The sequence below is a fragment of the Halorientalis regularis genome (assembly GCF_023698535.1).
GTDB classification, from domain to species: Archaea; Halobacteriota; Halobacteria; order Halobacteriales; family Haloarculaceae; genus Halorientalis; species Halorientalis regularis.
On record NZ_JALJCL010000010.1, the window covers coordinates 77,937 to 104,372 of the forward strand.

The 26,436-nt window shown below is 66.8% G+C and carries 32 protein-coding genes and 1 tRNA gene; 18 read left to right on the top strand and 15 right to left on the bottom strand.

The features are described 5' to 3' along the window. Positions 1-52: 52 nt before the first annotated feature. Genes MU521_RS13840 through MU521_RS13880 form a run of 9 tightly spaced genes read right to left on the bottom strand, consistent with a single transcriptional unit; the run spans position 53 to position 8,230 of the window. Entirely contained in the window at positions 53-1,789 is a 1,737-nt protein-coding gene (locus tag MU521_RS13840) for a Na(+)/H(+) antiporter subunit D (RefSeq protein WP_092693352.1), read from the bottom strand. After that, a complete protein-coding gene (locus MU521_RS13845; protein ID WP_092693350.1) occupies positions 1,789-3,639 on the bottom strand; it encodes a cation:proton antiporter in 1,851 nt (616 codons plus the stop codon). The genes MU521_RS13840 and MU521_RS13845 overlap by 1 nt, the downstream gene beginning before the upstream one ends. Beyond that, positions 3,636-5,141: a monovalent cation/H+ antiporter subunit D family protein gene (locus tag MU521_RS13850; RefSeq protein ID WP_092693349.1), complete on the bottom strand. Its 1,506-nt coding sequence runs from the start codon at positions 5,139-5,141 to the stop codon at positions 3,636-3,638. The genes MU521_RS13845 and MU521_RS13850 overlap by 4 nt, the downstream gene beginning before the upstream one ends. Next, on the bottom strand, positions 5,134-5,520 hold the full coding sequence (locus MU521_RS13855) for a cation:proton antiporter subunit C (RefSeq protein WP_092693347.1): 387 nt from the start codon (positions 5,518-5,520) through the stop codon (positions 5,134-5,136). The genes MU521_RS13850 and MU521_RS13855 overlap by 8 nt, the downstream gene beginning before the upstream one ends. Beyond that, positions 5,517-6,044 (bottom strand): MnhB domain-containing protein, encoded by a 528-nt coding sequence (locus MU521_RS13860; RefSeq protein WP_092693346.1) that lies wholly within the window; start codon positions 6,042-6,044, stop codon positions 5,517-5,519. Before MU521_RS13860 ends, MU521_RS13855 begins: the two co-directional genes overlap by 4 nt. After that, complete coding sequence (locus MU521_RS13865) at positions 6,041-6,577, bottom strand: DUF4040 domain-containing protein (RefSeq protein ID WP_217630169.1); 537 nt, start codon at positions 6,575-6,577, stop codon at positions 6,041-6,043. Before MU521_RS13865 ends, MU521_RS13860 begins: the two co-directional genes overlap by 4 nt. Then, positions 6,574-6,897, bottom strand: coding sequence for a monovalent cation/H(+) antiporter subunit G (mnhG, locus tag MU521_RS13870; protein ID WP_092693343.1), 324 nt, complete (start codon positions 6,895-6,897; stop codon positions 6,574-6,576). Before mnhG ends, MU521_RS13865 begins: the two co-directional genes overlap by 4 nt. Beyond that, on the bottom strand, positions 6,898-7,173 hold the full coding sequence (locus tag MU521_RS13875) for a monovalent cation/H+ antiporter complex subunit F (RefSeq protein ID WP_092693341.1): 276 nt from the start codon (positions 7,171-7,173) through the stop codon (positions 6,898-6,900). It abuts the gene before it with no gap. A gap of 34 nt (positions 7,174-7,207) precedes the next feature. Next, on the bottom strand, positions 7,208-8,230 hold the full coding sequence (locus MU521_RS13880) for a monovalent cation/H+ antiporter subunit E (protein ID WP_245681191.1): 1,023 nt from the start codon (positions 8,228-8,230) through the stop codon (positions 7,208-7,210). A gap of 516 nt (positions 8,231-8,746) precedes the next feature. Here MU521_RS13880 and MU521_RS13885 point away from each other — a divergent pair. The 8 genes from MU521_RS13885 (at position 8,747) to MU521_RS13920 (ending at position 14,743) form a co-directional block, all read left to right on the top strand. Continuing rightward, entirely contained in the window at positions 8,747-9,232 is a 486-nt protein-coding gene (locus MU521_RS13885; RefSeq protein WP_342670342.1) for a type IV pilin domain-containing protein, read from the top strand. Between the two features lie 145 nt (positions 9,233-9,377). Continuing rightward, the gene (locus tag MU521_RS13890) at positions 9,378-9,920 is read left to right on the top strand and encodes a type IV pilin domain-containing protein (protein ID WP_092693337.1); all 543 of its coding nucleotides are present in this window, start codon (positions 9,378-9,380) and stop codon (positions 9,918-9,920) included. Positions 9,921-10,052: 132 nt separating this feature from the next. Further along, the gene (locus MU521_RS13895) at positions 10,053-10,565 is read left to right on the top strand and encodes a type IV pilin domain-containing protein (RefSeq protein WP_092693335.1); all 513 of its coding nucleotides are present in this window, start codon (positions 10,053-10,055) and stop codon (positions 10,563-10,565) included. A gap of 150 nt (positions 10,566-10,715) precedes the next feature. Next, positions 10,716-11,252, top strand: a complete 537-nt coding sequence (locus tag MU521_RS13900; RefSeq protein WP_092693334.1) for a type IV pilin domain-containing protein — start codon at positions 10,716-10,718, stop codon at positions 11,250-11,252. Positions 11,253-11,354: 102 nt separating this feature from the next. Next, a complete protein-coding gene (locus MU521_RS13905) occupies positions 11,355-11,837 on the top strand; it encodes a hypothetical protein (protein ID WP_092693332.1) in 483 nt (160 codons plus the stop codon). Continuing rightward, on the top strand, positions 11,834-13,699 hold the full coding sequence (locus tag MU521_RS13910; RefSeq protein WP_092693330.1) for a hypothetical protein: 1,866 nt from the start codon (positions 11,834-11,836) through the stop codon (positions 13,697-13,699). Before MU521_RS13905 ends, MU521_RS13910 begins: the two co-directional genes overlap by 4 nt. A 38-nt stretch (positions 13,700-13,737) precedes the next feature. Then, a complete protein-coding gene (gene hpt / locus MU521_RS13915) occupies positions 13,738-14,307 on the top strand; it encodes a hypoxanthine/guanine phosphoribosyltransferase (RefSeq protein WP_092693329.1) in 570 nt (189 codons plus the stop codon). Positions 14,308-14,311: 4 nt separating this feature from the next. Then, positions 14,312-14,743: a DUF7979 domain-containing protein gene (locus tag MU521_RS13920; RefSeq protein WP_092693328.1), complete on the top strand. Its 432-nt coding sequence runs from the start codon at positions 14,312-14,314 to the stop codon at positions 14,741-14,743. Positions 14,744-14,778: 35 nt separating this feature from the next. Here the strand turns inward: MU521_RS13920 and MU521_RS13925 are convergent, their stop codons facing one another. From MU521_RS13925 to MU521_RS13940, 4 genes are all read right to left on the bottom strand, one after another. Next, positions 14,779-15,150 carry a hypothetical protein gene (locus tag MU521_RS13925; RefSeq protein WP_092693326.1) on the bottom strand — a complete coding sequence of 124 codons (372 nt, stop codon included), beginning with the start codon at positions 15,148-15,150 and terminating at the stop codon, positions 14,779-14,781. A gap of 383 nt (positions 15,151-15,533) precedes the next feature. Further along, positions 15,534-15,608: transfer RNA gene (locus tag MU521_RS13930), tRNA-Met, on the bottom strand. A gap of 69 nt (positions 15,609-15,677) precedes the next feature. After that, positions 15,678-16,136 (bottom strand): GtrA family protein, encoded by a 459-nt coding sequence (locus tag MU521_RS13935; RefSeq protein WP_092693325.1) that lies wholly within the window; start codon positions 16,134-16,136, stop codon positions 15,678-15,680. After that, positions 16,133-16,897: a glycosyltransferase gene (locus MU521_RS13940; protein WP_092693324.1), complete on the bottom strand. Its 765-nt coding sequence runs from the start codon at positions 16,895-16,897 to the stop codon at positions 16,133-16,135. Before MU521_RS13940 ends, MU521_RS13935 begins: the two co-directional genes overlap by 4 nt. Before the next feature lie 95 nt (positions 16,898-16,992). Between MU521_RS13940 and MU521_RS13945 the strand changes: the two genes are divergently transcribed. Further along, positions 16,993-19,476 carry a DUF2298 domain-containing protein gene (locus MU521_RS13945; protein WP_092693321.1) on the top strand — a complete coding sequence of 828 codons (2,484 nt, stop codon included), beginning with the start codon at positions 16,993-16,995 and terminating at the stop codon, positions 19,474-19,476. Here the strand turns inward: MU521_RS13945 and MU521_RS13950 are convergent. Further along, complete coding sequence (locus tag MU521_RS13950; protein ID WP_092693320.1) at positions 19,473-19,727, bottom strand: HAH_0734 family protein; 255 nt, start codon at positions 19,725-19,727, stop codon at positions 19,473-19,475. The genes MU521_RS13945 and MU521_RS13950 overlap by 4 nt on opposite strands. A 143-nt stretch (positions 19,728-19,870) precedes the next feature. Between MU521_RS13950 and MU521_RS13955 the strand changes: the two genes are divergently transcribed. The 7 genes from MU521_RS13955 (at position 19,871) to MU521_RS13985 (ending at position 23,542) form a co-directional block, all read left to right on the top strand. Then, the gene (locus tag MU521_RS13955) at positions 19,871-20,155 is read left to right on the top strand and encodes a 50S ribosomal protein L44e (protein ID WP_092693318.1); all 285 of its coding nucleotides are present in this window, start codon (positions 19,871-19,873) and stop codon (positions 20,153-20,155) included. Positions 20,156-20,157: 2 nt separating this feature from the next. After that, entirely contained in the window at positions 20,158-20,331 is a 174-nt protein-coding gene (locus MU521_RS13960) for a 30S ribosomal protein S27e (RefSeq protein WP_092693317.1), read from the top strand. Further along, positions 20,332-21,186, top strand: coding sequence for a translation initiation factor IF-2 subunit alpha (locus tag MU521_RS13965; RefSeq protein WP_092693315.1), 855 nt, complete (start codon positions 20,332-20,334; stop codon positions 21,184-21,186). A 28-nt stretch (positions 21,187-21,214) separates the two neighbouring features. Beyond that, positions 21,215-21,397, top strand: coding sequence for an RNA-protein complex protein Nop10 (locus MU521_RS13970; RefSeq protein WP_092693314.1), 183 nt, complete (start codon positions 21,215-21,217; stop codon positions 21,395-21,397). A 5-nt stretch (positions 21,398-21,402) separates the two neighbouring features. Then, positions 21,403-22,161 carry a proteasome assembly chaperone family protein gene (locus MU521_RS13975; protein ID WP_092693312.1) on the top strand — a complete coding sequence of 253 codons (759 nt, stop codon included), beginning with the start codon at positions 21,403-21,405 and terminating at the stop codon, positions 22,159-22,161. Positions 22,162-22,228: 67 nt separating this feature from the next. Beyond that, positions 22,229-22,807 (top strand): J domain-containing protein, encoded by a 579-nt coding sequence (locus tag MU521_RS13980; RefSeq protein ID WP_092693311.1) that lies wholly within the window; start codon positions 22,229-22,231, stop codon positions 22,805-22,807. A gap of 36 nt (positions 22,808-22,843) precedes the next feature. Beyond that, on the top strand, positions 22,844-23,542 hold the full coding sequence (locus MU521_RS13985; protein ID WP_092693309.1) for a metallophosphoesterase: 699 nt from the start codon (positions 22,844-22,846) through the stop codon (positions 23,540-23,542). Here the strand turns inward: MU521_RS13985 and MU521_RS13990 are convergent. Continuing rightward, on the bottom strand, positions 23,534-24,787 hold the full coding sequence (locus MU521_RS13990) for an NAD(P)/FAD-dependent oxidoreductase (RefSeq protein ID WP_092693307.1): 1,254 nt from the start codon (positions 24,785-24,787) through the stop codon (positions 23,534-23,536). The genes MU521_RS13985 and MU521_RS13990 overlap by 9 nt on opposite strands. An 89-nt stretch (positions 24,788-24,876) precedes the next feature. On the opposite strand from MU521_RS13990, the gene MU521_RS13995 reads away from it, so the two are divergent. Then, complete coding sequence (locus tag MU521_RS13995) at positions 24,877-25,191, top strand: DUF8066 domain-containing protein (RefSeq protein WP_092693305.1); 315 nt, start codon at positions 24,877-24,879, stop codon at positions 25,189-25,191. A gap of 53 nt (positions 25,192-25,244) precedes the next feature. Further along, the gene (locus MU521_RS14000) at positions 25,245-26,435 is read left to right on the top strand and encodes a threonine synthase (protein ID WP_092693304.1); all 1,191 of its coding nucleotides are present in this window, start codon (positions 25,245-25,247) and stop codon (positions 26,433-26,435) included. The last annotated feature ends 1 nt before the right edge of the window (position 26,436 follow it).

The window sequence follows — 26,436 nt, forward strand, 5'->3', positions numbered from 1 at the left end:
TCCCGGATTTAAATCGGTCGAGACAGATCGGTGCGGTCGCGCGGGCACGACCTCACAGCACCACGACCGCCACGGCCAGTGTGATCACCACGAGCAAGACGCCGAAGCCGATGGTGTCCTGGCGGGTGATCCGGTCGACCGTCGCGTCGTCGATGACCGACCGCGGATCGCGGACCAGCCGAACCGTCACCTTGGTCGCCCGGACCACGGTGCGGTCGACCGCCGCGTACAGTTCGGTCGTTCCGACGACGAGGGCGCGGGTGCCGTACATCGTGCCGGGGTTGTAGAGCCGGTCGATATCGGGAATCTTCGCCACCCGTGAGAGCGGCGTCTTCAGCAGGACGAAGCCGATCACGCCGGCGGCCGCCAGCGCGACGCCTTCGAGGACGTGTTTGAACGTGAAGACGGTGTAGTCGAGCGTGGCACCACCGGGCAGGATCTCGTACAGCGCGGGCGGGTAGACGCCGAACAGGACACACAGCGCCGCGACGGCGACCATGGGGACGGCCTGGCCGATGCTGGCGTCTTCGACGTACCCGTCGTACTCGCCGTGGATGAAGGCGTAGTAGCCGAGTTTGATGAACGAGAGGAAGGTCCCGACGCCGCCGGCCAGCAGGAGATACCACAGCAGGTCGTAGTGGTTCTTGTGGGCCGCGACGATCACCATCCCCTTCGAGACGAAGCCGTTGAACCCGGGGAAGCCGGCGATGGAGAGCGCGGCGACGAAGAAGGTGATCGCGGTGATCGGCATCTTCCGGCCCAGGCCGCCGAGTTTCTTCAGGCTCTCCTCGCCCGTACGGTAGATGACGACGCCGACGGTCATGAACAGCAGACTCTTGTAGAGGATGTGGTTGAACACGTGCCCGAACGCGCCGGCGGTCGCGAGGTGGCCCGCGATGCCGACGCCGGCGACCATGTAGCCGACCTGTGACTGGATGTGGTAGGACAGCAGGCGGCGCATGTCGTTCTGGAGCAGGGCCATGCAGGCCCCGAAGACGGCCATCGCGCCGCCCATGTACGCGATGGCGAGTTCGCCCTCGGAGAAGGCCCGGTACATGCCGTAGACACCGGTCTTCGTGGTGAACACGCAGAGGAAGACGGACGCGGCGACGTGGGGCCGCGGGTAGGTGTCGGGCAGCCACGCGTGCAGGCCGACGAAACCCACGTTGACACCGATGCCCAGCGCTGCAAGGACGGACGCGATGGCTCCGGCCATTCCGGGGTCGTGGGCGACGCCGGGGAGACTCCCGAACAGGAAGGTCCCGACAGCCGCGTACTGCCAGATGATCGCGCCTAGCAGGAGCGTCCCACCGACCCCGTGCAGGAGGGCGTAGCGGAAGGCCGCGCGGACAGCCTTGCCGCCGTAGTGCCACACGAGCAGGGTCGAGGTGACGGCCATCAGCTCCCAGAAGAAGATGAGAGTGAGCCAGTCGCCGGCGAACACCGCGCCGAGGCTCGTCCCGACGTAGGAGAGGGCGAACGCGGTCTGGACGGTGTCGGCGTCGCTGGCCCACGAATAGGCCACCGCGACCGCGCCGATGAACCCGAAGATCAGCCCCATCAGCCGCGAGAACACGTCCACGTGGAAGACGACCGTCTCGAACCCGAACAGGTCGATGCCCGCGAAGTAGACGCCGTCTGGCACCAGCCAGACGTATGGCACGACGACCGCGGTCGCCAGAATGCCCAGCGCGTGGGCCCCGCGCCGGCCGAGGTACTTCCCGACCAGCGGGAGCAACAGCGTCGCCACCACGACGGGGACGAACGGCGGGACGATCGGATCGACCATCAGATGGTCACCCCCGTCGCGCCGGCGACGATCAGGCGGACGATCCGGAGGAAGACGGCCAGGTCGGGGACGATCCCGAGGACGACCGAGCCGGCCGCCGCGAAGCAGATCGGCCCGAGCATGAGCCACGTGGACTCCTCACCGGTCCAGCGGCGATGTTCCCAGTCGAGGCGGTCGTCCTCACCGTGGTCCTCGTCGAGTTGCTCGACCGCCTCCACGGTGTCCTGAATGCCCTGACCCTCGTGGTCGGCGGCGAAACCGTGGTCGTCCTGTTCGGCCTCGGAATCACCGTCCTCCGGCTCACCACCGTCGGACCGGAGGTCCGACGAGGACCCGCTCCCCTCGGTCGCGGGACCACCGTCGGACTGGAGGTCCCACGAGGACCCGCTCCTCTCGGTCGCGGGACCACCGTCGGACCGGAGCTTCGACGCCGCCGCCCCGAACCGCCCGCCAAGCGGTCCCTCGACCAGCGGTTTGGGGTCGCGTTCGGTCGGCGACTCGAAGAAGGCGGTGTAGACGACCGGCCAGAAGTAGGCGATGTTCAGGACGCCCGAGACCAGCAGGGCGACGGCGTAGGTCGTCCCGCCGGCCGAGACCGACCCGATCAGCAGGAAGTACTTGCTGACGAACCCCGCCACGAGGGGGATACCGGCCATCCCCGCCGCGGCGACGGCGAAGGCACCCATCGTGACCGGCATGCGTCGGCCGATCCCGGCCATATTGGAGATGTCGTCGGTGTGGGTCTCGACGTGGAGCGCACCCGCACAGAAGAAGAGGGTGAGCTTCATGAACGCGTGAGCGGGGATGTGCAGGAGGCCGCCCACGAGGGCGTACGCCGAGGCGTTTCCTGGCGACCCCACGGCGACCGCGCCGACCGCGAGTCCGAGGACGATGTAGGAGAGCTGGCTCACCGTCGAGAAGGCGAGCCGGCGTTTGAGGTTGTCCTGTCGGAGCGCGATGACGCTGGCCACCACGAGGGTAAAGGCGGCGACGGCGGCGAGGATCGTGCCCATTCCCAACTCGCCGACGAGGCCGGGGCCGTAGATGTCCAGCACGACGCGGGCGATGCCGAACACGCCGGACTTGACGACCGCGACCGCGTGGAGCAGGCCCGAAACCGGCGTCGGCGCGACCATGGCGTCGGGGAGCCACGAGTGCAGCGGCATCAGCGCCGCCTTGACGCCGAACCCGCCCGCGAGCAACGCGAAGGCCAGCCGCGCGATCATCGGATCGGCGTTCGCGAGGTCCGCGATGCCGCCCGGAGTAAAGGCGACCCCACCGGTCAGCCAGTAGACCAGGACTGCGCCGGCGAAGACGGCGACGCCGCCGCCGAAGGTGTAGGCGAGGTACTTCCGGCCGGCCGCGCGGGCCGGGTCGGTCTCGTCGTGGGTGACCAGCGGGTACGTCGCCACGGTGAGCAGTTCGTAGAACACGAACAGGACGAACAGGTTCGAGGCGAACGCGACCCCCACCGCCGAGGCGACGCTGGCCGCGAACGCGGCGAAGTACCGGGTCTGTGCGTGTTCGTCCAGCCCGCGCATGTACCCCATCGAGTAGAAGCTCGTGATGATCCACAGCAGGCTCGCCAGCAGGGCAAAGAGCAGGCCGAGCGGGTCGGCCCGGAGGGTGAACTCCACGCCGGGCAGGAAGGTCCCCAGCCGGGTCGCGTAGACGGTCCCCGAGAGGACGCCCGGGACCATGCTGGCGATGATGCCGAACTTGGCCAGCGCGGCCAGCACCGTCCAGGATTCTCTGAGGTTGGGCCGCCGCCCCGACAGCAGGATCGGGACGACGGCGATTGCCGACACCAGTACCGCCGCGAGCGGTCGGAGTGAGTAGATCTCGGTCATGACAGGAGCAGGTCGAGCGTCGGTTCGAGGAGTTCGGCGAACGGAACGACTGCCGCACCGAGTGTCACCGCCAGGGCGGCCGCCACGAGGACGGCGGCGTACATCCCCAGCGAGGGACGCCCGCCGTCGGCGACCACCGCGTCGGGTTGGGGCTCCGCGGACTCACCCTCGACGTGGTCGTCGGCCGCGGCCGGCTCGCGGAAGTACATCCGCTCGACCAGCCGGGCGAAGTACGCCAGCGTCAGCAGCGTCGAGGCGAGGATGATCGCGGCCAGTGGCCACAGCTGGGCCTCGACAGCACCGACGGCGATGTACCACTTCCCGACGAACCCGACCGTCGGCGGGACGCCGACCATCGAGAACGCCAGCACCGCGAAGACACCGGCGGCGTAGGGCATCCGCTCGCTCAGTCCCTCGTACTCGTGGACCTCGCGGGCCCCCGTGGCGGTCGCAATCACCCCCGCCGCCAGGAACAGGCCGCCTTTCATCACGGCGTGCCCCAACAGATGGACCGTCGCGCCGATCATAGCGGTCTGATTGAGGACTGCGAGTCCGGCCAGCACGAGGCCGAACTGCGAGACCGACGAGTACGCGAGCATGCGCTTGATCTCGGTCTGTGAGACCGCGAGCAGACTGCCCGCGACGATGCTGACGACGGCCCCGACGATCAACAGCGTCTGGGCCAGATCGACCGCGGCGAAGAAGTCCGGGGTGAAGACCGAAAGCGAGATGCGGATCAGCGCGTACGCGAACGTCGTCGAGACCAGCGCGGAGATGAACCCGCTGACGCTGTCTGGCGACCCCGCGTAGGCCTCGGGCTGCCAGGTGTGCAGCGGGAACACGGCAGTCTTGATGAACAGCCCGATGGCGATGAAGGCGAACGCCGTCTGGACGAGCGTAGACTGATAGCCCACCTCGGCCAGCATGGCCGAGAGGTCGGCCATGTTCAGCGTCCCCGTCCCGATGTATGCGTAGCCGACACCCAGCAGATACAGCGACGCGCCGACTGTCCCGACGATGAGGTACTTCAGCGCCGCGACCGCCGAGCGGCCCGTGTCACCGCTGGCGACCAGCGCGTAGGCGGTGAGTCCGGAGATCTCGATGAAGACGTACATGTTGAAGACGTCGCCGGTGACCGCGACACCGGTCAGGCCGCCGACGAGCAACAGGTACGTCGCGTAGAATGGATTCCCGCGCGGGCCCGCCGTACGAGCGTACGCGAGGACACCGAGGGAGACGGCAGCGATGAGGACGACGACCGATGCCGACAGCCCGTCGATCACGAGTTCGATGCCGTAGAACGCCTCGTACCCACCGACGACGTAGCTGATCGGGCCGGCCGTGAACACGCGGTAGGCGAGGGTCGCGGCGAGCCCCAGTTGGGCGAGGCCAGCGAGTGTCGCGATGGGCCATCCGGTTTCGGAACGCGCGAGGCCGGCGAACAGGACGACGACCGAGGCCACCAGCGGCAGGGCGACGAGGAACGGTGGCAGGTCAGTCATCGGTACGCACCTCCTGGAGCACGTCGGCTTCGAGCGTGCCGTACTCGTTGTAGATGCGGACGATGAGCCCGAGCGCGACGGCCGTGAGGCTCACCCCGACGACGATGGCAGTCAGGATCAGGACGTGGGGCAATGGGCTGACGAACGGGCCCACAGCTTTCGGGCCGACGATGGGGCTCTGTGCCCCCTCGACGTACGCCGAGGCGATGAAGAACAGGAAGATACCGGTCTGGAAGATGTTCATGCCGATCACTTTCTTGACGAGGTTCGGGCTGGCGATTACGACGTACGCGCCGATTCCCAGCAGGAGGAAGGTCCCGGCGTAGTACGACCGGGTGGCGAGCAGGTCGACCGGGCCGGCGGCGAGGACGTCGATCATAGCAACCCCTCCCGGTCGTCCGGGTCACGGTCGGCGCTGCCCTCGCCGCTGGCCCCGGCGGCCAGCCCGAAGAACAGGCCGGTGACGATACCGGAGACGATGATCCCGATACCGAGTTCGAACAGTTCGATCCCGTACTTCGTGAAGTGGTAGATCGGGACCACGTCGTACTCGAGGAACGCGCCGCCGAGCGCGACAGTCCCGATGCCCATCAGCAGGACGACGGAGACGCCCACGCCGACGAGGGCCACGAGTCGTTCGGGCGAGACCCAGTCACGCGTGGACTCGACGCCGAAGGCGACGGCCAGCATCAGGATGACCGTGCTGACGGTGACGCCGCCCTGGAAGCCGCCGCCCGCCGAGTTCGCGCCGTGGAACATGATGAACAGGCCAAAGGTGAACACGAACGGCGCGACGACTCTGACGGTGGCCATGATGATCGGACTCTCGACGTACAGCGAGCGGTCGGGCTCGCCAACGTCGACGGCGTCCCCGTCGCCGTTCCCGGATTCGTCGACACTCATGCGAACACCTCCCGGCCGAGCACGACCAGTAGACCGACGCCGGCTGCGAAGACCACGACGGCCTCACCCATGGTGTCGAATCCACGGTAGGCCGCCAGCACCGCCGTCACCGCGTTTTTCACGTGGGTCTGCTCGTAGGCGTTGTTCAGGTAGTAGTCGGTCACCTGGGACTGGGCGACGGGCGTCTCCGCCGAGCCGACCGGCGGGAGCGCCCCGAGCGTCGACGCGAGGACGCCGACGATCAAGACGGCGACGAGCAGTCCCGTCGGATCGAGGGACTCGAAGATGTCGTCGCCCGGCGGCCGGACGGTCTTGGCGATGGTGAGCAAAAAGAGGACAGTCGTCACGCCCGCGCCGACGGCCGCTTCGGTCAGGCCCACGTCGGGGGCCTGCAGGAGCACCCAGATCATCGCGATGCCGAGGCTGTACGCGGCGAAGGCGATAATCGCGGCCAGCACGTCCCGCAGGACAGCGGTGGCCAGCGCACAGGCGATCACCAGGCCGAGCAGGACAGCGGGGACGACCCCGATCACTCGCCGTCACCCCCGTCCTCGGAAGTCCAGGGTTCGATCCCCTGGTCGGCGGCCGCGCGAGTGATCGCGTGGGCCGCCGTCGGATTGGTGATGAACAGGAAGACGAGCAGGAGGACGACCTTGACCGTCGGCAGGCCCGAGCCCAGCGCCGCGGCGGCGGCCGCCAGCGACAGGCCAGCCCCGAGCGTGTCCGTCTTCGAGGCCCCGTGTGCGCGGGTGTAGAGGTCGGGCAGGCGGAGCAGGCCGACGGCGGCGACGATGCCGAAGAAGACACCGCCGGCGAGCAAGGCGAGGATCGCGCCCTCGTACAGCGTGACCATCTACATCACACCTCCGCGCTCGACGGTGAACTTCGAGATGGCGATGCTCATCAGGAAGTTGAGCAGGGCGTACACCAGCGCGATGTCGAGGACGCCCGGCGAGTCCAGCGCCGCGGCGAACAGCGCGATGATGACGACCGTGTTCGTCCCGACGACGTTGACCGCGATGACCCGATCCTGCATCGTCGGGCCGCGGACGATCCGGTAGACGATCACGACCGACAGCACTACGAACGCGGCCGCAGCCGCGAGCAAGGCGTCGGTGACCAGCGTCACGACGGCACACCCCCGATGGCGTCCGTGACCGGCCTCACGACTCCTCACCTCCGTCGTCCCCGCGCTCGCGTGGGCCGGGACCGCGGGCGGCCGCGCGACCGTAGAAGACGAAGCGAACTGCGCGTTCGAGGCCGCCGTCGAGCAGGTCCTCGCGGGAGCTCTCGGTGAGCGTGTGGACCGTGAAGTGCTGGCGGGTTACGTCGACCGTCAGCGTCCCCGGCGTGAGCGTGATGCTGTTGGCAAGCGTCGTGACGGGAATCTCGGACCAGACGGCGGCGTCGAACTCGACCAGCTCCGGGTCGATGGGCAGGCTCGGGTGGAGGACCACGTACGCGACGTGGAGGTTCGCCACAACGATCTCCCAGAGGAGATAGGGCGTGAACACGAGCATCCGGCCGAGTCGGGCGACAAGGCGGCCGGGCCGCACCGGCCCGGTCAGCGAGATGCGCCACAGGACCGTGGCAACGATGGCGGCGCTGATCGCACCGGTCACCAGATCGAAGACGGCCAGCGAGCCGCCGATGAGCAGATAGAAGGCGAAAGAGAGTCCGGCGAGCAAGACGAACTGGCCCAGGCCGGCGCGCCGGACGAGGCGGGCGCGGCGTGTTCCGCGCTCGACGGGGGCCGTCTCGACGCTGAGGCCGGCCCGTTCGAGTTCGGATTCCAGCGGTGGCAACAGCGGCGTGTTCTCGCCAGGGTTGAACTCGGGGTCGAGGAGGACCGACTCGATCCCGTTGGCGTCGGCGTAGTCCACCAGCAACTCGACGTAGTCGCCGGGGCTGAACAGGTAGGCGTCGACGCCGATCAGCGCGGTCTCGACGGCGATCTCGGGATCGTCCTCGCCGAGGTCCTCGCCGGCCCAGACTTCGACCCGTTCGAGTAGCTCGCGGGCGCTCTCGATGTACTCCTCGCCCGCGATGCGGCGCGAGGCGGGGTAGACGAAGTGGACCGCGTCGTAGCGGTTCTCGCCTTCGACGGCATTGCGGACGGCGTAGGCGACCGTATTCCGGAGCGTCGGGGACTCGCTGACGGGTACGAGCAGTTTCTCGCCCGTCACGGTCGGCCCCCCGAAGTCGCGGGCCGCCGGACCGCCGACCGGCCTAACTCGGCCGCTGGATAGTTGACAGCAGTCACTGTTGTCGTGATGCCCATGGCAGGTCCGAATCAAAGCCATTGTGTTTTCAGCCGACCGACCCACGCCGAACCGCGCCGGCACCGACCGCGTCGGCCGGGCCGTCACCGTCCAGTCGACCGCGATTACGGAAGAGTGACATGTTATGACGGCTCATAGCTCGGAACGGGGCGGCTGGCGAGGACACCGAGAAAACCGGGGGACGAGAGGACTGCGTTTCAGCAGGTAGAATGGCGTGAGGGGGGTGTAAACAGCCATTAAAACAGTGCGAGCCTTTATGTAAAGCCACCGCCTTGTCAGACTGTAAGCACGCTCGCTCCCCACGGGACCGACGTCCGTCCGGGCGATTCGAGTCCGGCCGGGACGACCCCGCCGGCGCGCGTGCCCCCATTACCCACCCCACCCATGCAACTGAAACAGTTACTTTCGGACGACGATGCCGTGAGCCCGGTCATCGGGGTCATCCTGATGGTCGCGATTACGGTCATCCTGGCAGCAGTAATCGCAACCTTCGTACTCGGGCTCGGTGAACAGGTGAGTTCCACCGCCCCGCAAGCGAGCTTCGCGTTCGAGTTCGAGGAGACCAACACGGACAAAGCGGGCCTACTGACCATGACCCATGACGGCGGTGATTCGATCAAGGCCACGCAACTGTACCTCCGTGGTCAGAACGGGTCGAAAGCCGTCGATGATTTCCAGTACGACGTGACCTGGAAAGACATGATAGATGGCACGCCACCATCGGGATACGCGAAAGCTAGTGTATCCGGCACCGCCAGCGGTGAGGTCGGCAGTAGCAGCGCAGTGACTGGCGGTGACTATCTCGAAATCGGTATCGGGACCGACGGCCAGCTCCGACTCATCTACGAGCAGACCTCGGGCGACTCCTCTGCGACCATCGCGACCTGGGAAGGCCCCGACGCGTAACCGGCCAGTTATTTTCCGCTTTCAATCGGCGATTACAACGCGCAGTGCTGCGGTTTCCTCGGGCTTTTTTCACCGACATCAGCGGTTAATAGTTCGTTATGTCGAGTCAAAATAGATAAGTAATGGTCAAAATAACAGGTCCCCTATGCAGGTACGTCAACTGCTGCAAGACGACGACGCAGTCAGCCCGGTCATCGGGGTCATCCTGATGGTCGCGATTACGGTTATCCTGGCTGCGGTCATCGCATCGTTCGTGCTGGGACTCGGTGGCAGCACGCAACAGACACCGCAGGCATCCTTCAGCTGGGACTTCACTGAGCACGACATTGCCAGTGGTGCAGGCGGTGACTCAGACGGAACAGATGGTGTAGCCACCGTTAGCCACGACGGTGGAGATTCAATCAAGGCAGCAGAGCTGATCGTCCGTGGTGATGGTTTCGAGGACAGTGGTAATATCGATACATCCGCGTCTGGATGTGACTGTACGCTTGACATTGATTCAAGCACGTCTACGAAAGATTGGACCAACGGTGACGCCACCGGAAGCATAGGGGATAGTAGTGCCGTTGTGGGGGGGAATGAACTCGTGATCGGTTCCAGCAGCGACTTCGAGTACTCACTCGTCTGGGAGCCCCAGGAAGGCGACACCTCCGCCACCCTCTCCGAGCAGACCGGCCCCGACGCCTAATTCCCCCTGTTTTCCCGCTTTAACACCGCGTTAACCATTGCTTCAAGCAGTCATTTCTTCGTGCGCCCGAGTTCGGTTTCGTCGCTGAGTTGACCCGAATGTATAATACAAGCACCAAATAACAGGTGTGGTATGCAGGTGCGTGAACTGCTACGAGACGACGACGCAGTCAGCCCGGTCATCGGGGTCATCCTGATGGTCGCGATTACAGTCATCCTGGCCGCCGTGATCGCCTCGTTCGTACTGGGGCTCGGCGGGAGCCAGCAAACGACACCGCAGGCGTCCTTTAGCTGGGACTTCACCGAGGTCGAAGACTCAAGTACAGGCGATAATGTGGTGAATGGCTACGCGGAAGTGAGTCACGACGGTGGGGATTCGATCCGCCACGACGAACTGATCTTCCGCGGCAGCGGATTCGACGGCGACATCATTGACAGCGGTGATGGCAATATCAGTGCAAAATCCGGGAATATAAATTGGCCTGCGAACGGTTCAAGTGGCTCAACGGGCGATACTTCAGCGGTTGTGGGTGGTGACAGTTTGAACATCGGTGCCACCAGCGACTTCGAGTTCTCGCTGGTCTGGGAGCCCGAGGAAGGCGATACCTCCGCCACCCTCTCCGAGCAGACCGGTCCCGACGCGTAACGGCGCATTAATTCCTTCTTTCGATGCAACGGCGGATTAAGGCCTAGTTTACCGACACGACTTATTTTCGCAAATTCGTCGTTGGAACCGGTCATTCGGCCGTTGAGCCGATCCGAACGTATAAGTTAGGGAGCAAGTAACAAGACTCCCATGCAGGTACGCCAACTGTTAGAAGACGACGACGCAGTGAGTCCGGTCATCGGGGTCATCCTGATGGTCGCGATTACGGTCATTCTGGCCGCAGTCATCGCATCGTTCGTGCTGGGACTCGGTGGCAGCACGCAACAGACGCCACAGGCATCCTTCAGCTGGGAGTACACGGCTGATGCGGGGCCGACAAACTCAGGAGACGGCGACAGTGTGGATGGGCTCGCAGTGATATCGCATGATGGTGGTGACTCGATTCCGGCCCAGGAACTCTACGTTCGAGGCAGTGGGTTAGCCGACACCAGTTCTGGAGCCACGAACGACGACGAGATAAACACAGACGCTAACCAGATTGGGTCAGACACCCCGCGGTGGCCAGAAGAGAATGCGACTGGTGCGATGGGCGATCAAAGTGCGGTCGTTGGTGGTAACACCGCTGCTGCTGTGGTCTCCAGCGACTTCGAGCTCTCGCTCGTCTGGGAGCCAAGCGAAGGCGACACCTCCGCCACCCTCTCCGAGCAGACTGGCCCCGACGCATAACTGATCGCGCAGTTTTCGTTTTCTTCACGCCGACCAGCGACAGCCATCGACCAGTCACACCCGCGTCAGGTTTATGCCCCAGTTACACCAGTCACAGGGTAGATGAATCTCGGCTCGAACGTGCCCGCCGTCGCGGCCGCACTGATCCTCGTCGGGACGCTGGCGTCCGGCCCGCTCGCACTGGCCGACCGCCCCGCCGAGCAGACTGGCACCATCGGAACGGGCTCGGTTGCCGTCAGCGAAGTCCGACTGCCCGAGACGGCGACGCTCCAGCAGGGCCAGTTCGGAGAGGAGAGCTACTATCTGGAGGTCCCGGACGCGACTGTGGTCTTCGAGCGCCTCGAGGGCCGACCGATTCTGACCTACAAGCTGGCAATCGACGGTCTGGAGTACAGCCGGGAGTCTGCGTTTTTCCTGGGGCCGGACACCGGCGACCGGATGCAACTCTCGCTCGAACGTGACGAACTCTCCCCGGAGACGGTGCAGAACGATTCGTACGCGGGCGTGTTGCGCGTCATCGACCGGACCGGCGAGGAATCGCGGGTCGTCGCGGAGCGCAACGTGACGGTGCAGGTGCGGCGATGAGTACGCTCGACTCGGGCGTGGCAGGACGACTCGCGGCGCGGACCGAAGCCGTCCGGACGGGAGTGTGGCGATTGCTGTTCGGTGATCGAGTCGGCCTCGCACTCTTTCTCTGTGGGCTCTGCTTTTTCGGCCTCTACTGGCGGCTGGGCATCTACATCACCGACGGGAGCGCCATCGCGAACACGCTCGTCAACGTCGCCGATGGCCGAGTCGTCCTGACCGAAGTCCCGTACGGAAGCGGGCTGGAGGCCCCGGGGACCTACATCGGGAGCGACGGACCGGTCGGTCGCAACTACGGGATCGTCGCTCTGGCGGTGCCGGTCCTCTACGTCCTGCAGGGACTCGGTGCGGTGCTGGACCTCGGTGTCGTCCTGATCGGCGGCTGGTCGCTGGCACTTCTCGGGGCCGTGACGACCGTCGGTCGGCTGGTCGACCGGGAGTGGGTGGTCGTCGGCGGGAGCGTCGCGGCGGTGTTCGCCTTCCTCGCGAACGTCGCGTTCGCGACACCGGTCGCGCCGACGCTGTATCCGATCCTCGCGCTCCAGATCGTGGGGATGGTCGCCGCCGCGCTCTCGGGTGTGTTCTGCTATCGACTGGTGGCGCGTCTGCACGGTCGGCGGATCGGCGTCGCCGCCGGGGCGGCCGTGCTGGTGGCCACGCCGATCGCCTTCTGGGCGGCGCTGTTGAAGCGCCACTCGTTCACCGTGCTGTGCATCGCGGCGGCGCTGTACGCGCTGGCCCGCAGTCGCACCGCGAGCGAATCGGCCGAGACACGCCGGTTCCGCGCGCTGGCGTACGTCCCGGTGGCACTGCTGGCCTGGATTCACGCCGCGGAGGCACTCCTCCTGTTCGTGCCGCTCGTGGTCGTCGATTTCGCGACGGCCGACGCCAACGACCGCCGGACGCTCGCGGTGATCGCTGGCACCTTCACGCTCTCGCTCGCCCCGTTTTTCCTCACGAATCTGCTGGTCGCGGGCAGCCCCGTCGAACCGCCGCGGATGCTCCCGTCCTACGGCGCGATGGAGGGACTCGACCTGAGTGGCGGTGGCGGCGGTGGCGGACTCCTGACAACTGTCCCGCTCGTGGGCGGCCTGCTACGGATCGTGACGCGGTTCGTCGCCCTGCTCGCCGAGGGTGCCGTCGTCGCGCTCACCGAACCGGGCCGGTGGTTCCGCACGTTCCTCCGGGGCGGGTACATCCCCGCAGTCGCCTCTGAGGACGGGTTCCAGGCGATCCGACTGACAGTCCTCGAATCCGCACCGCTCCTGGCCGGCCTCACCGCAGCCCCCGTCGCGGCGGGTCTGTGGCTCCGTGAGCGGGGCCGCGCGGCCGTCGGGTCCCACCTCCAGTCGGCGGCCGGGGTCGTCGACACCGTCGCGCTCGCGACGGGTGTGCTGTTCGTGTGCCTCTTCCTCCCCCGACTCCCGCTCCACGCGCAGGTGACCGTCCGGTACCTCCACCCGCTCTTCCTGCTCGGCGTGTACGGCCTCGCCAGACTGCCGGCCGTCCGATCCGCCGTAACGGCCAACTGGCGGACGACCGGCCTGGCATACGGCGGGACCGTCCTGATCGGCGGCCAGCTCGTCGTCATCGCGCTGGCGGCCATCCAGCCGGGACTCGGTGAGGCGGTCCAGTTCCACGCCTTGCTCGCGCTCGCGACGGCGACCGTCCTCGCGGTCTGGGCCGTCGCCCGAACGCTCTCGGAGACCGTCTCCGGGCGCGCGGGCGCGGTCGTCCTCGGCGCGGCTGCCGGTGTCGGTACGATCTTCGTCCTGCTGTCGGGAATCGAGTACTTCTCGTACGCCGGGGAGTTCGCGCTCCCGGTCGTCAGGTGGTTCTCGGCGGCGCTGCCGCTCGCGTGACGGGCACCTTTTAGTCGTCGGGGGCAAACTCGCGCGACATGGATCGACTGCAGGAGTCACTTCGCGAGGCCCCGATCATCGAGAAGAACGGCTATCACTACTTCGTCCACCCGATCAGCGACGGCGTGCCGATGCTCAAACCCGAACTGCTCCGGGAGATCGTCATCAAGATCATCCGCAAAGCCGAACTCGAAGACGTCGACAAGATCGTCACCCCCGCGGCCATGGGCATCCACATCTCCACCGCCGTCTCCCTGATGACCGACATCCCGCTGGTCGTCGTCCGCAAGCGCCAGTACGGGCTGGAGGGGGAGGTCTCGCTCTCGCAGGTCACCGGCTACTCCGAGAGCGAGATGTACGTCAACGACGTGTACGAGGGCGACCGCGTCCTCCTGCTCGACGACGTACTCTCGACCGGCGGCACCCTCAAGGCCCTCACCGGCGCGCTCGAAGATATCGGCGCGGACGTGGTCGACGTGGTCGCCGTCATCAAGAAAGTCGGCGGCGAGAACAAGATCCAAGGCTCCGATTACGACGTGAAGACGCTGATCAACGTCGACGTGGTCGACGGCGAAGTAGTCGTCGTCGACGAGTTCGGCGACGACTGACGCGATGCGACTCGTCCTCGCGTTCGCCGCCCTGTTCGTCCTCGGTCTCGCCGGTGCCGGGTACGTCATCGCCACCGCCCCCGAACAGGCCGCCGGCTCACAGACGCTCGAACTCTCCGCCGTCGACGCGCCCGAGGACGCGAGGGTCACCGCATTCGAGAACCTCTCCGACGACGACCGACGGCTCGTCAGTAGCGCCGTCCGCGGGAACGGATCCGCTCGGATCGACCCCGGCCAGCGCCCCAACGCGAGCCACATCCGCTACGAGGGGTCGGTCTACCGCCTCCGGGTGGTCGTCGGTGACCCCGCCGAAGGCACGACGCTCGCGCACCTAGTGGCAGTCGTCACTGGCGGCGCAGCGGCCGTCGTCGGGGCGCTCGGCCTCGTCGGCGCGCTGTTCCAGGCGTGGCGACGGGAGCGAGATCGTACCCAGTAGCCCCCCTCTACCTCGGGAGAGGGTTCGAGAGAGGGTTACCGCAACCCCCGACGCTGCCGCCGAAACGCCGGCACGGGCCGAACGAGCCCGAAGACCACTCGGTTGAGGGCGAACGCGCTCACGACACCGAGAACGATCCACGGGACGATACCGAAAGCGAGAGCGTCCGTCGCAACAGCGATGGGAAATGCCCACAGAAAGAGCATCCCAGTGCCGATCAGCAGCCACAATCCGCGACGGCTCCGGTCCGCCAGAAGGAAGATCGCGCCACTCGTCACCGCGACGACGACTGCAATCGGCCAGCCGCCCGGTCGACGCGTGGGGAACATCAGAAACGTGGAGATCAGGCTACAGAGCGCGACGAACAACTCCGTCCGAATCACCGTCGTTCCCTGTTCGCTCTCCATACGCGTCTCAATTCTTCGCGACACGTAAATAAATCATCGCGGGAGATCGATTTGAACCGGAGCCGGACGTGCTCACGCCGTTGCGCGCGACTGGCAGGGCTCAAATCGACTCAGCCATTTTTGAAGCTCCCGGGACTCGTCGCTTCGCTCTTCGTCGCTGGTCGCGTCAGAAAGTAGCGGGAGGTAGATTTGAACCGCGAGGACTCACTTCGTTCGTCCTCTGAGTTCAAACTACTACGGCCTATATTCGTCGCTCACGGATTGTGAGCGGCAGAACATAGCGGGAGGTCGATTTGAACCACGGTCGTTTCGCTTCGCTCCACTCCCTGGTTCAAATCGACGCAGCGCGATTTACTACTCGCGTATTGTTCGCAGTAAAAGCATAGCGGGAGGTAGATTTGAACTACCGATCTGCGGGTTATGAGCCCGCCGGAATCTCCTGGCTATCCCATCCCGCTACATCTTCGTAAACCCGACCGCCAATTAAGGGTTGTGATTCCGAAGCCGTCCGTCAATTTCTCCCGTGATCACTCCGCGTGAACACGCCACGTGAACAGGCTCTCGAAGGCGTAGTTGACGAACATCGCGACCCCGACCGCGATCCACTTCGAGAACAGATACCAGATGTCGCTCCCGAACAACAGCACCGAGATCCCAGTGAAGGTCACGAGGCCGTAGAAGATACCGTACTGGATCGACGACCCGACCGACCGCACGGCGTGGGACTTCACCAGCCGACGGAGCAGTTGCCCCGGCTCGCCGATCTCGGCAAAGGTCCAGCGCTCGTTGACCGCGAACATCACGAGAATCGCCGCTTCGATGCTCAGCAGGCCCGCGAGCCACGGCTCGACGCCGATCAGTTCCGTCAGCGCAACGAGGGTGATCGTGTCGGCGATCAGGCCCACGACACCGACGGAGACGAACTGGCCGAACCGGACACCGGACAACAGCGAGTCCAACGTTTTGGGGAGTTCCCGGTCGCTCATGGTTTGTCGATCAGGGCCTCCTCGTCGTCCCGGCGGTCTGCGATGGCGGTGTGGAGTCGGCTGTCCCGGACCTGCTCGACGCGGTGCCGGGCGGTGAACAGCGCCGTGGCCATCCTGATCGAGGTCCGGATCGGCTCGACGGTCGAGCCGGGCTGGTCCTCCCAGGTGATCGGGACCTCCTCGATGCGGAGGTCGAACGCCGCCGCCATGGCGACGAGTTCGATGTCCCAGGCGAACCCGGCCTCGTAGAGGTGTTCGCGGATCCGTTCCCAGCCCACACGGGTGATCGCTTTCGCGCCGCACTGGTAGTCGTGCAGTTCCGCGTCGAGCAACCGGCGGGCGAGCCAGACGAAGCCCTCGCCGAGCCACCGGCGGGCCGTCGTCTGGTGGTCCGATACGGTCGCGTCGGGGTGGCGTCGAGATCCGACAGAGAGGTCGGCCGCGCCCGAGCGGACGGGCTCGACGACGGCGGCCGCCGAGTCCGGCGTCGTGCTTCCGTCGGCGTCGAGGAAAGCCAGCACGTCCGTCGACAGCGCCTCGAACCCGGCGGTGACGGCCGCACCTTTCCCGCGGCGGTAGGGGACGACGCCGAGCGAGACCGGGAGGTCCCGGAGACGGTCGATCACCTGCTCGTCGGGGGCGTCGAGTTCGATGCGGATGGCCGCCGGGTCGAGTCGCCCGTCGATGGCCTCGACGTAGGCCGACAGTCGCTCCACGTCCGGGCGATAGGCGGGGACCACGACACCCAGGGACCGGCTCATCGTCTCCAGAATTCCGCGGGGTGAGTAAAAACGGTTCGTCTCGATACGGTGGCGAACAAGAAAAGGTATAGGGACGGGGGCGTCTCCCACAGGTGATGGAGTTCCTGCTCGTCGCCCTGTGGGTGGGAGCCTTCCTGGCCCTGCTTCTGGCCGGGCTCCCGCTGGCCGACGCGCTGTTCGGTCGCCTCGCCGACCGGGGTGTCGGCGTGGCGCTCGTCTGCTCGTTCACCGTCGTCTGGCTCGTGGCCTACTGGGTCGGCCGCGTCTCGCTCGACGCCGCACCGTTCGTCGCCGTCGCCACCCTGCTCGTGCTCGCGGGTGGCCTCGTCGCCTGGCGCGGCGTCGATCTGGACCGCCGCGTCCTCGCCGAGACCGTCGGCGTGTTCACTCTCGCCTTTCTCTTTCTCGTCGCGATTCGGGCGGTCGACCCCGCCGTCCACCCGCCGGGCGGCGAGAAGTTCCTCGATTTCGGCCTGCTCCAGTCCCTCCTGCGAGCCGAGACGCTCCCGCCGGAGGACATGTGGTTCGCCGGCGAACCGGTGAGCTACTACTACGGTGGCCACCTGCTGGCCTCGCTGCTGGCGCGGCTCACCGCGACCGAGGCTCGCTTCGCCTACAACCTCGCCCTGGCGGGCTACTTCGCGGCGTTCGTCACCGCGGCCTACGGGCTCGCAGGGTCCGTCGCCGCCAGCCGGGACAGCCCCCGGTGGCTCGGCGGCGTCTTCGGTGCCTTCTTCGTCGGCATCGCGAGCAACCTCACGACCCCGCTCCGACTGATCGTCGCCCTCGTCGACGGGTGGGCGACGGCACTGAACGGGCTGGGCGGCGTCGTCGGAGCAATCCTGACGCCGGTCGGGCTGTTCTTCGCCGCGCTCGACGGGCTGATCGGCGCGCTGATCGGGATCCTCGGGGTCGAGACGGACGGCCTCGCGAACGGACTCGGGAAGTTCGACTACTGGGACGCCAGCCGCGTGATCGACGGGACGATCAACGAGTTCCCGCTGTTCGCCTGGCTCAACGGCGACCTGCACGCCCACATGATGGGGCCACCCTTCCTCCTGCTGGCCGCGACGGTGTGTCTCGCGTACTACCTGACGCCGGCCGAAGCCGTGTGGCGGCGACGCGGGCTCCTGTTCGGTGCGCTCCCGGTGCTGGCCGGCCTGCTGGCGGTCGTCAACACCTGGTCGTTCCCCAGCGTCGCCGGACTGACGGTACTCACGGTGTTGTTCGCGCCCGCGTCCGCTCGGACGTTGTTGCCCGAACCGGTCGCCGAGTGGCTCGACACCGACGACTGGCGGCTGGACGAACTCCTGACGCTACTGATCGCTGCGGGATCCGGAGCCGTCGTCGTGGTGGGCGGCCTGCTACTCTCGGCTCCGTTCTGGCTGATAGCGGCCAGTGGGCGTGAAATCGCCCTGTTCCCGCCCCGGAGCGGTCTCGGCGCGCTCGTGCTGGTTCACGGCACGTTCCTGCTGGTGTTCGTCCCCTACGTGCTCCGACACGCGCTCCCGCGGCTCCGTGACGGCTGGCGTGCGACCGCCATGCTCGCCGTCGTCGCCGTGATCGCCGTCCTGAGCCGTGCGTCCGCGGCCGTCCTCTTCCTCCCGCTGATCGGTGTCGGCTGGGCGTTGCTCCGCTGGCGGGACCTCCCCGGCGGCGTCGGCACGCGGATCGGAGACCGGCTTCGATCCGACCGGGCGGACGCCGAGACCGCCGTGAGCGCGGACGGTGGCGACGGGGACACCGGCACAGGGAGCAACGAACCGGCCGACGCGGACGGACACTCGCTCCCGCTCCCCGGGTTCGAGACGGTGTTGCTCGTCGCCGGTGCGGGACTCGTCTTGCTCGTCGAGTTCGTCTACGTCAAAGAGCAGGCCGGTCCCGGCCGCATGAACACGGTGTTCAAGACCTACGCGCAGGTGTGGGCGCTGTGGGCGGTCGCGGCCGGCGCGGCGCTGGCACACCTGATCTGGCAACGCCGACCGGGACTCGCACTCAGCGGTGGCCGCTGGCGGCTCGCCCTGCAGGTGTTCGCTGCACTCCTGATCGCGAGCACGTCGGTGTACGGCGGCCTCGCACTGACCAGCCACTTCGCCAGCGACTCGGTGTACGCCCAGACCGACGACCCGACCCTCGACGCGACCGAGTTCGTCGACCGCGTCCACCCGAACGAGGCCGCCGCGATCCGCTGGGTCGACGGACTCGACGGCCGACCGACGATTACCACCGCCCCCGGGAGCTACGTCTGGGACGGGGAGCGCAACGGCGGGTCCAGCGCGCCGTCGAGTCTGACCGGGGTGCCGACGGTCCTGGGCTGGCACCACGAGATCGGCTATCGCGGGCAGGCGGCCTACGACCGCCGTGCCGAAGACCTCCGGACGATATACACGGGCGACCCGAACGAGAGCGCGGCGCTACTGGACGACTACGACGTGCGGTACGTCTACGTCGGGCCGGCCGAGCGAGCGACCTACGGGTCCTCGCTGGAGGGGATCACTGTCGAGGAAGTGCCGGGCGTGACGGCCGAAAAACAGTGGGACGCAGTGACGATCTACGAAGTCGACCAGTCCAGACTCTAGGTCGCGGACTCGACGACGGTGACGGCGTCGGCGTCGGCCGACAACGTCTCCAGGTGGTTGGGGATGTACCGACGGTACTGGTAGTCTTCACGTTCGTCCTCGGAGCCGACGGTACACCACAACTGGACCCGGTCGGGGCCGTGCCAGTCGCCCTGCCGTGCGACGGCGAAACAGACGTACTCCTCGCCGTCGTACTCGATGACGGCGTCTTTCCGGATGCCGGGGTCCCCGTTGATGATGAGCTGTTTCATGCCCGCCGGTTGGCCCGAATCGCTGTTAAGCGCTTCGATGCCGAGAAATCGGGCGGTGGACGGGTGGGACCCCGGCCACGCGGATACCGAAACCAAACGGGTTTTAACGGGCACTGTCTAACCACGGGACAAGGTAGATATCTATGGAGATGCCACGCCGATTTAACACGTACTGCCCACACTGCAACGAACACCACGAAGTGGAGGTCGAAAAGGTCCGCTCGGGGCGTTCCTCGGGCATGAAGAAGGTCAACGACCGCCAGCGCAATCGGCGCGGCACCGGGATCGGGAACAAGGGTAAGTTCTCGAAGGTGCCCGGTGGGGACAAGCCCACCAAGAAGACCGACCTCAAGTACCGCTGCTCGGAGTGTGGCAAGGCCCACCTCCGTGAGGGATGGCGTGCCGGCCGACTCGAATTCCAGGAGTAAGCATGGCAGGAAACTTCTACAGCGTCGCGTGTCCGGACTGTGAGAACGAACAGATCGTCTTCGGCAAGGCCGCCACGGAGGTCGCCTGCGCGGTGTGTGGCCACCAGCTCGCGACCCCGACCGGTGGCGAAGCGGCCATCGAGGGCGAGATCACCGACACCGTCGAGGCGCGATAGATGAAATACAGTGGCTGGCCCGACCCCGGCGAACTCGTCGTCGGCCGGATCGACGAGATCGAGGACTTCGGCGTGTTCGCCGACCTCCAGGAGTACGAGGACAAGCGCGGGCTCTGTCACATCTCCGAGGTCGCCTCCGGCTGGATCAAAAACGTCCGCGACCACGTCAGCGAAGGTCAGACCGTCGTCGCCAAGGTGCTGGAGGTCGACGAGGACTCCCAGCAGATCGACCTCTCGATCAAGGACGTCAACGACCACCAGCGCAAAGAGAAGATTCAGGAGTGGAAAAACGAGCAGAAGGCCGACAACTGGATGGAACTGGCCTTCGGCGAGGACATCGAGGACGAGACCTACACGGCAATCGCCAACGAGTTCCTCGCGGAGTTCGGCTCGATGTACGACGGCTTCGAGCAGGCCGCCATCCACGGCCAGGAGGCCCTCGAAGACACCGACCTCTCCGAGGAGGAAGTCGAGCGCATCGTCGAGACCGCACGCGAGAACGTCTCGGTGCCCTACGTCACCGTCACCGGCTACGTCGACCTCTCGGTCCCGACGGCCGAGGGCGTCGACGTGATCAAGGAAGCCCTGGAAGCCGCCGAGGGCAACGGGGCGAGTCCCGCGAGCGCCGACGGCGCGAGTGGGACGTCGGGAGACTCGTCTGCCGGAATTCCGGAGGAGGTCGAACTCGAGGTCACCTACGTCGGTTCGCCGGAGTACCGCATCCGCGTCCGCGCACCCGACTACAAGACCGCCGAATCCCACCTCGAAGAGAGCGCCGATCGCGCCAGCGCGGTCGTCGCCAACCACGGCGGCACGGGCGAGTACCACCGCGAGCGCAACACCGACCAGGAGTGACGACTCGTCCGGTCGCCCCGCTTTTGTCATGAAATCCGATATCCGCGTCTGTTCGGCCTGGGAGTCGACTCACGAGCGACCGGTGTACACGCTATCCGAGACCTGCCCGGAGTGTGGGGCCGACGCCGAGAACAGCGCCCCGGCACCGTTCGATCCAACTGACAGGTACGGTGAATATCGACGCGCTATTAAGCGCCGGAACCGCGAGTAGCAGATATGGACGAGTTCGAGATCGAGACGCTCGCGGACCTGGAACTCACGGATCCAGTGCTGGTGGAGGGACTGCCGGGCGTGGGTCACGTGGGGAAACTCGCCGCCGAGCACCTGCTCGAAGAGCTGGACGGCGAGGAAGTGCGCCGAATCTACTCACAGCACTTCCCGCCGCAGGTCAGCATCGACGACGGCGAGTCGGAGCTGGCTTCGGCTGCTTTCCACGCGGTCCACACCGAACAGGGGCAGGACCTGCTCGTGTTGACCGGTGACCACCAGGCACAGGACAACCAGGGTCACTACCGCCTGACCGACCGGATCCTCGACGTGGCCGAGGAGTTCGGCGTCGAGCGCGTGTTCGCACTGGGGGGCGTTCCGACGGGCGAACTCATCGAGGAGTACGACGTACTCGGGGCCGCGACGGATGCAGAATTCGTCGAGGACCTCGAAGCAGCGGACGTGGAGTTCCGCGAGGACGAACCGGCCGGCGGCATCGTCGGCGTCTCGGGTCTCCTGCTCGGGTTGGGCGAGCGCCGTGACTTTCAGGCGGCCTGTCTGATGGGCGAGACCAGCGGCTATCTGGTCGACCCCAAGAGCGCGCAGGCGGTCCTCACGGTCCTGGAAGAACTGGTCGGCTTCGAGGTCGACTTCGGCTCGCTCGAAGACCGGGCCGAGGAGATGGAGGAAGTCGTTCGCAAGATTCAGGAGATGGAGAGCAACGCGGCGGCGGGCCCCGCCGACGAGGACCTGCGCTACATCGGCTAACGGCTCCGAGGGGTTCTTTACTGATCATCCCCTAACGTGTTCGTGAACCCGGAGGTGCTCTGACTGCTTGCCACAGTGGCTCATCGACGGTGCGTTGTTGGGGCTCGCGCTCAGCGCCGTGATCACGGCCGTGTTCTACGTCGGGGTCACTCGCTACCCCGGCCGCGGTGCGGTCGACGGCCGCGAACCGAGCGGCGAATCACACCGCCGTGACGAGATCCGCAACTATCTCGACGCCATCGACGAACAGTACGCCGAACGCCACTTCGTCGAGGGGCAACACGTCGCCTTCTACCTGCCCAAACGCGACGTGGCGATCACCTTCGACGCCCGGGCGTACTACCGCATCGACCGCTCTGACACGTTTCCGGTCCTCGTCGAACACGAGTTACCGGGCATCGCCCTCGGTGCGCGGCTCCCGTTCGAGACGCCCGAGATCAGCTTCGACGAGGATTCGGGCAGCGAACTCGACCCGCGCGAGGCCGCCCACGCCGTCCTCGGACTGCCGGTCGGGGCCGGCCTCGACGACATCAAGCGCGCCTACCGCGAGAAGGTCAAGGAGGTCCACCCGGACCACGGCGGCGACGAGGACGAGTTCAAACGCGTCCGTGAGGCCTACACGACGGCCAAGCGACACGCCAACTAACGGCAGGCATTTACACCACAGAACCCGACGAAGAGTGTGGACGTGACCTACCGAGACCGGGCCGCCCTGCTCGGCGACGTCTTGGTCTGTGCCGACCTCCACGTCGGGAAGGCCGCCGCGGCGAACGTCTCGCTCCCCCTCGGCGAGCGCGACCACCTCGTCGACCGCGTGGCCGCCCTCTGTGACCGATACGACCCCGAAACTGTCGTGTTCGCCGGCGACCTGCTCCACTCGTTCGACCGCGTGGCGAGCGCCGCCGAGGAGACCGTCACCGCGCTGGAGACGACGGTGCGGGACGCGGGCGCGACGCCGCTGGTCACGCCGGGCAACCACGACGCGATGCTCGACGTTGTCTGGTCCGGCCCGACCGCCCACGAGTTCGAGGTCGAGACCGACGAGGGGCGGGCCGTCGTCTGTCACGGGCACCTCGAACCCGAGACCGAGGCGGACCTGTACGTCGTCGGCCACGACCACCCCACCATCACCATCGAGGGGCGGAAGTGGCACTGCTATCTCTACGGCCACGGAGTCTACGAGGGAGCGGACCTGCTCGTCCTCCCCGCTTTCTCCCACCTGATCGAGGGGGTCTCGATCAACCGGCGGTACGGCGGCACCGCCACGACGAACTCGCCGTTGATCGGCGATCTGGACCAGTGCCGACCCATCGTCTGGGACGACGAGAGCGAGGAAATCCGGGAGTTCCCGCCCCTCGGCGAGTTTCGCGACCTACTCTAGTTTCCGGGCGGCGACCCGCCCGCTCTCCAGTGCACCCTGAATCGCGGACCAGCGGGTGTAGTCGCCCGCGAGGACGACTGGTCCGTCGGGCGCGTCGACCGCGGGGAGGTCGGCGCGAAAGCCCGGCGGCTGGACGAATTGGGCCACGTCGATCCGGTCGGTCCGGAGGAGTTCGAGGGCGTCGAACTGACGTTCGGGATACCACTGGCCCAGAACCGCACGGCCGCGGGACTGAAGTTCCGCGTCGCTCTCGTCACGCTCGCCCAGCCACGTCGCGCTCACCAGCGTCCGGTCGTCGGGCGCGTACTCCGAGGCGACCGCCGAGAGGGGTGCGATCTGGTTGGGTTCCGCGTCGCGGGCGTTCAGGACGATCTTCTTGCCGGTCTCCAGTTCGACGTGCCCGGGAAGGCCGTAGTACTGGGTGACACAGCCGCTGGTTTCGGTCGGGACAGCCACGTCCGTCAACTCGGCCACAGTCGGCGGGTCCGTCGCGACGACCGCGCCGTCGGCGCTGATGGTCTCCCCGTCGGTCCCGACGGTGACGCCGCCGTCGCTGGCGTCGAGGCTCTTGACTGCGGTCCCGAGTTCGATCTCCGCACCGGCCGCGCGGGCGCGGTCGGCCAGGTACTCGCTGATCGCCCCCATCCCCTCGGCGGGGATCGCGGTCTTCCCCTCGGACAGCATCTTGAACGTGTAGCGGAACACACCGGCGTCGGTCGACAGCGAGCGGTCGAGCGTGATTCCGCCGTAGAAGGGTGCGGCGAAGTTCTCGACGAATTTCTCCGAGAATCCCCGGGCGTGCAGGTAGTCCCGCACGTCCTGACGTTCGTCGGGATCGAACAGCGTCCCGATGTCGGCCGCCTTCATGTCCCGCTGGAGTTTGAACAGCCGGAGCTTGTCGCCCAGCGTCACGTCGGTGTTGAACAGCGTGTCCGAGAGGTCGCTCGGACTACTCAGGGGGTCGGCCAGCACGGACCGGCGACCGGGGTTGGCGATGGTCGCACCGGCCGAGAAGTAGCGCAGATCGAGGGCGTCGTAGTCCAGTTCCCGCCTGGCCGCGGGGTAGGCGGTAAAGAGGACCTGAAAACCGCGGTCGAAGACGAATCCGTCCTCGCGGGTCGAGCGGACGCGGCCGCCCACTTCGTCGCGCCGTTCCAGCACCGTCACGTCCCTGCCCGCGTCGGCGAGGTGGCGGGCCGCGACCAGCCCGGCCAGCCCGCCGCCGACGACCACGGCGTCTGTCATACCCGGGCGAAGGAGTGGCGACCACTAAAAGCCCGCGCGGTCGGTCGCGAGGGCAACGGTTATCCAGACTACGTGACAAGTCCGGACCGATGTGCCCCGAGACATCCTCCAGTTCGGGCGGTGGTGCGACCAGGTCACCGCTCGCATCGAACGCCGCGTTCGGTGCGATCCTGGCACTCGCCATGCTGGCGGTGCTGTACAGCCTCCTCATCGTGCAGCAACCGCTCCTCGGTGCGCTCGTCGCCTCGTGGGTGATCGGTCTCTACGTCGTCTGGCGGTTCGTCAGGTGGTTCACGTACGCCTACGAGCGCCGGACCGCGGCGATGGAGTCCATGGCCGACTCGATGGACCGGATGGCCGACGACGGGACGGGCCCCACGTTCGGCGACGACGAGACGCGCTAACCGCCCGGGAGTGAACGGACAGGGCTTAGTCCGTCGCGCCCTGACCGGCGGGTATGACCCGCAATTCGGCCGTTCGGGACCTCACCTGCCGAGCGTGTGGCGATTCGTTCGACCCCGCGGAGACGACCGGCCCGTGTCCGTCGTGTGACGGCCACTTGACCGTCACCTACGACCTCGACGCGGTCGATTTCACCCCCGAGACCGCCACCGACCGCCGGTACGAGGGGATCGCCCGTTACGCCGAGTTGCTCCCCTTCACCGCCGAGACGCTCGTGACGCTGGACGAGGGCGCGACACCGCTCGTCGCCTGCCCCGACCTGGCCGAGGAGTGGGGCGTCGGCGCGGTCTACATCAAGGACGAGGGGCGCAACCCGACGGGCAGCGTCGCGGACCGCGGGATGGCCGTCGCGGTGACCGCGGCCGCCGAGGTCGGCGCCGAGGACGTGGCCCTGCCCACGACGGGCATCGAAGGGCAAGCCGCGGCCGCCTACGCCGCCCGCGCCGGACTGGACTCGCATTCGTTCGTCCCCTCGCGGGCGACCTTCGACGCCAAGGCGATGATCAACGTCCACGGCGGCGACATGGAGGTCGTCGGCGGCCGCTACGGCGACGCCGTCGATTCGTTCCGCGAGACCGTCGCCGAGGAGGGCTGGCACTCGCTTTCCCCCTTCGGGACACCCTACCGCCGGGAGGGCCAGAAGACGCTGGCCTACGAACTCGCCGAGCAACTCGACTGGACGGCTCCGGACGCGGTGGTCTACCCGACCGGCGAGGGCGTCGGTCTCGTCGGCGCACACGCCGGCGCGCAGGAGCTTGCGGACCTCGGTCTCGTCGACAGCACCCCCGCGATGTACGCCGCACAGGCCGACGGCTGTGCGCCCGTCGTCGAGGCGTTCGAGAACGGCGCGGACGACACCGAAGTCTGGGAGACGCCGGACACGATCTGTGGCGGCATCGAAATTCCCGATCCGGCCGGTGGGGCCGACGTGCTCACGGCCATCCGAGAGAGCGACGGCGGCGCGGTCGCCACCGAGGACCGCGACGCCCTCGAAGGCGCGGTCAGCATCGCCCAGTCCGAGGGCGTGGAGATCGGTGCCTCGGCGGGCGTCGCGGCCAGCGGCGCGGCGGCACTGGCCGACGAGGGAGAATTCGGCTCCGACGACACCGTCGTGCTGGTCAACACGCTCCCGGGCAACGCCGAGGCGGACATCCTCCGGAACCACCTGGTGAGCAAGGGCATCTGAG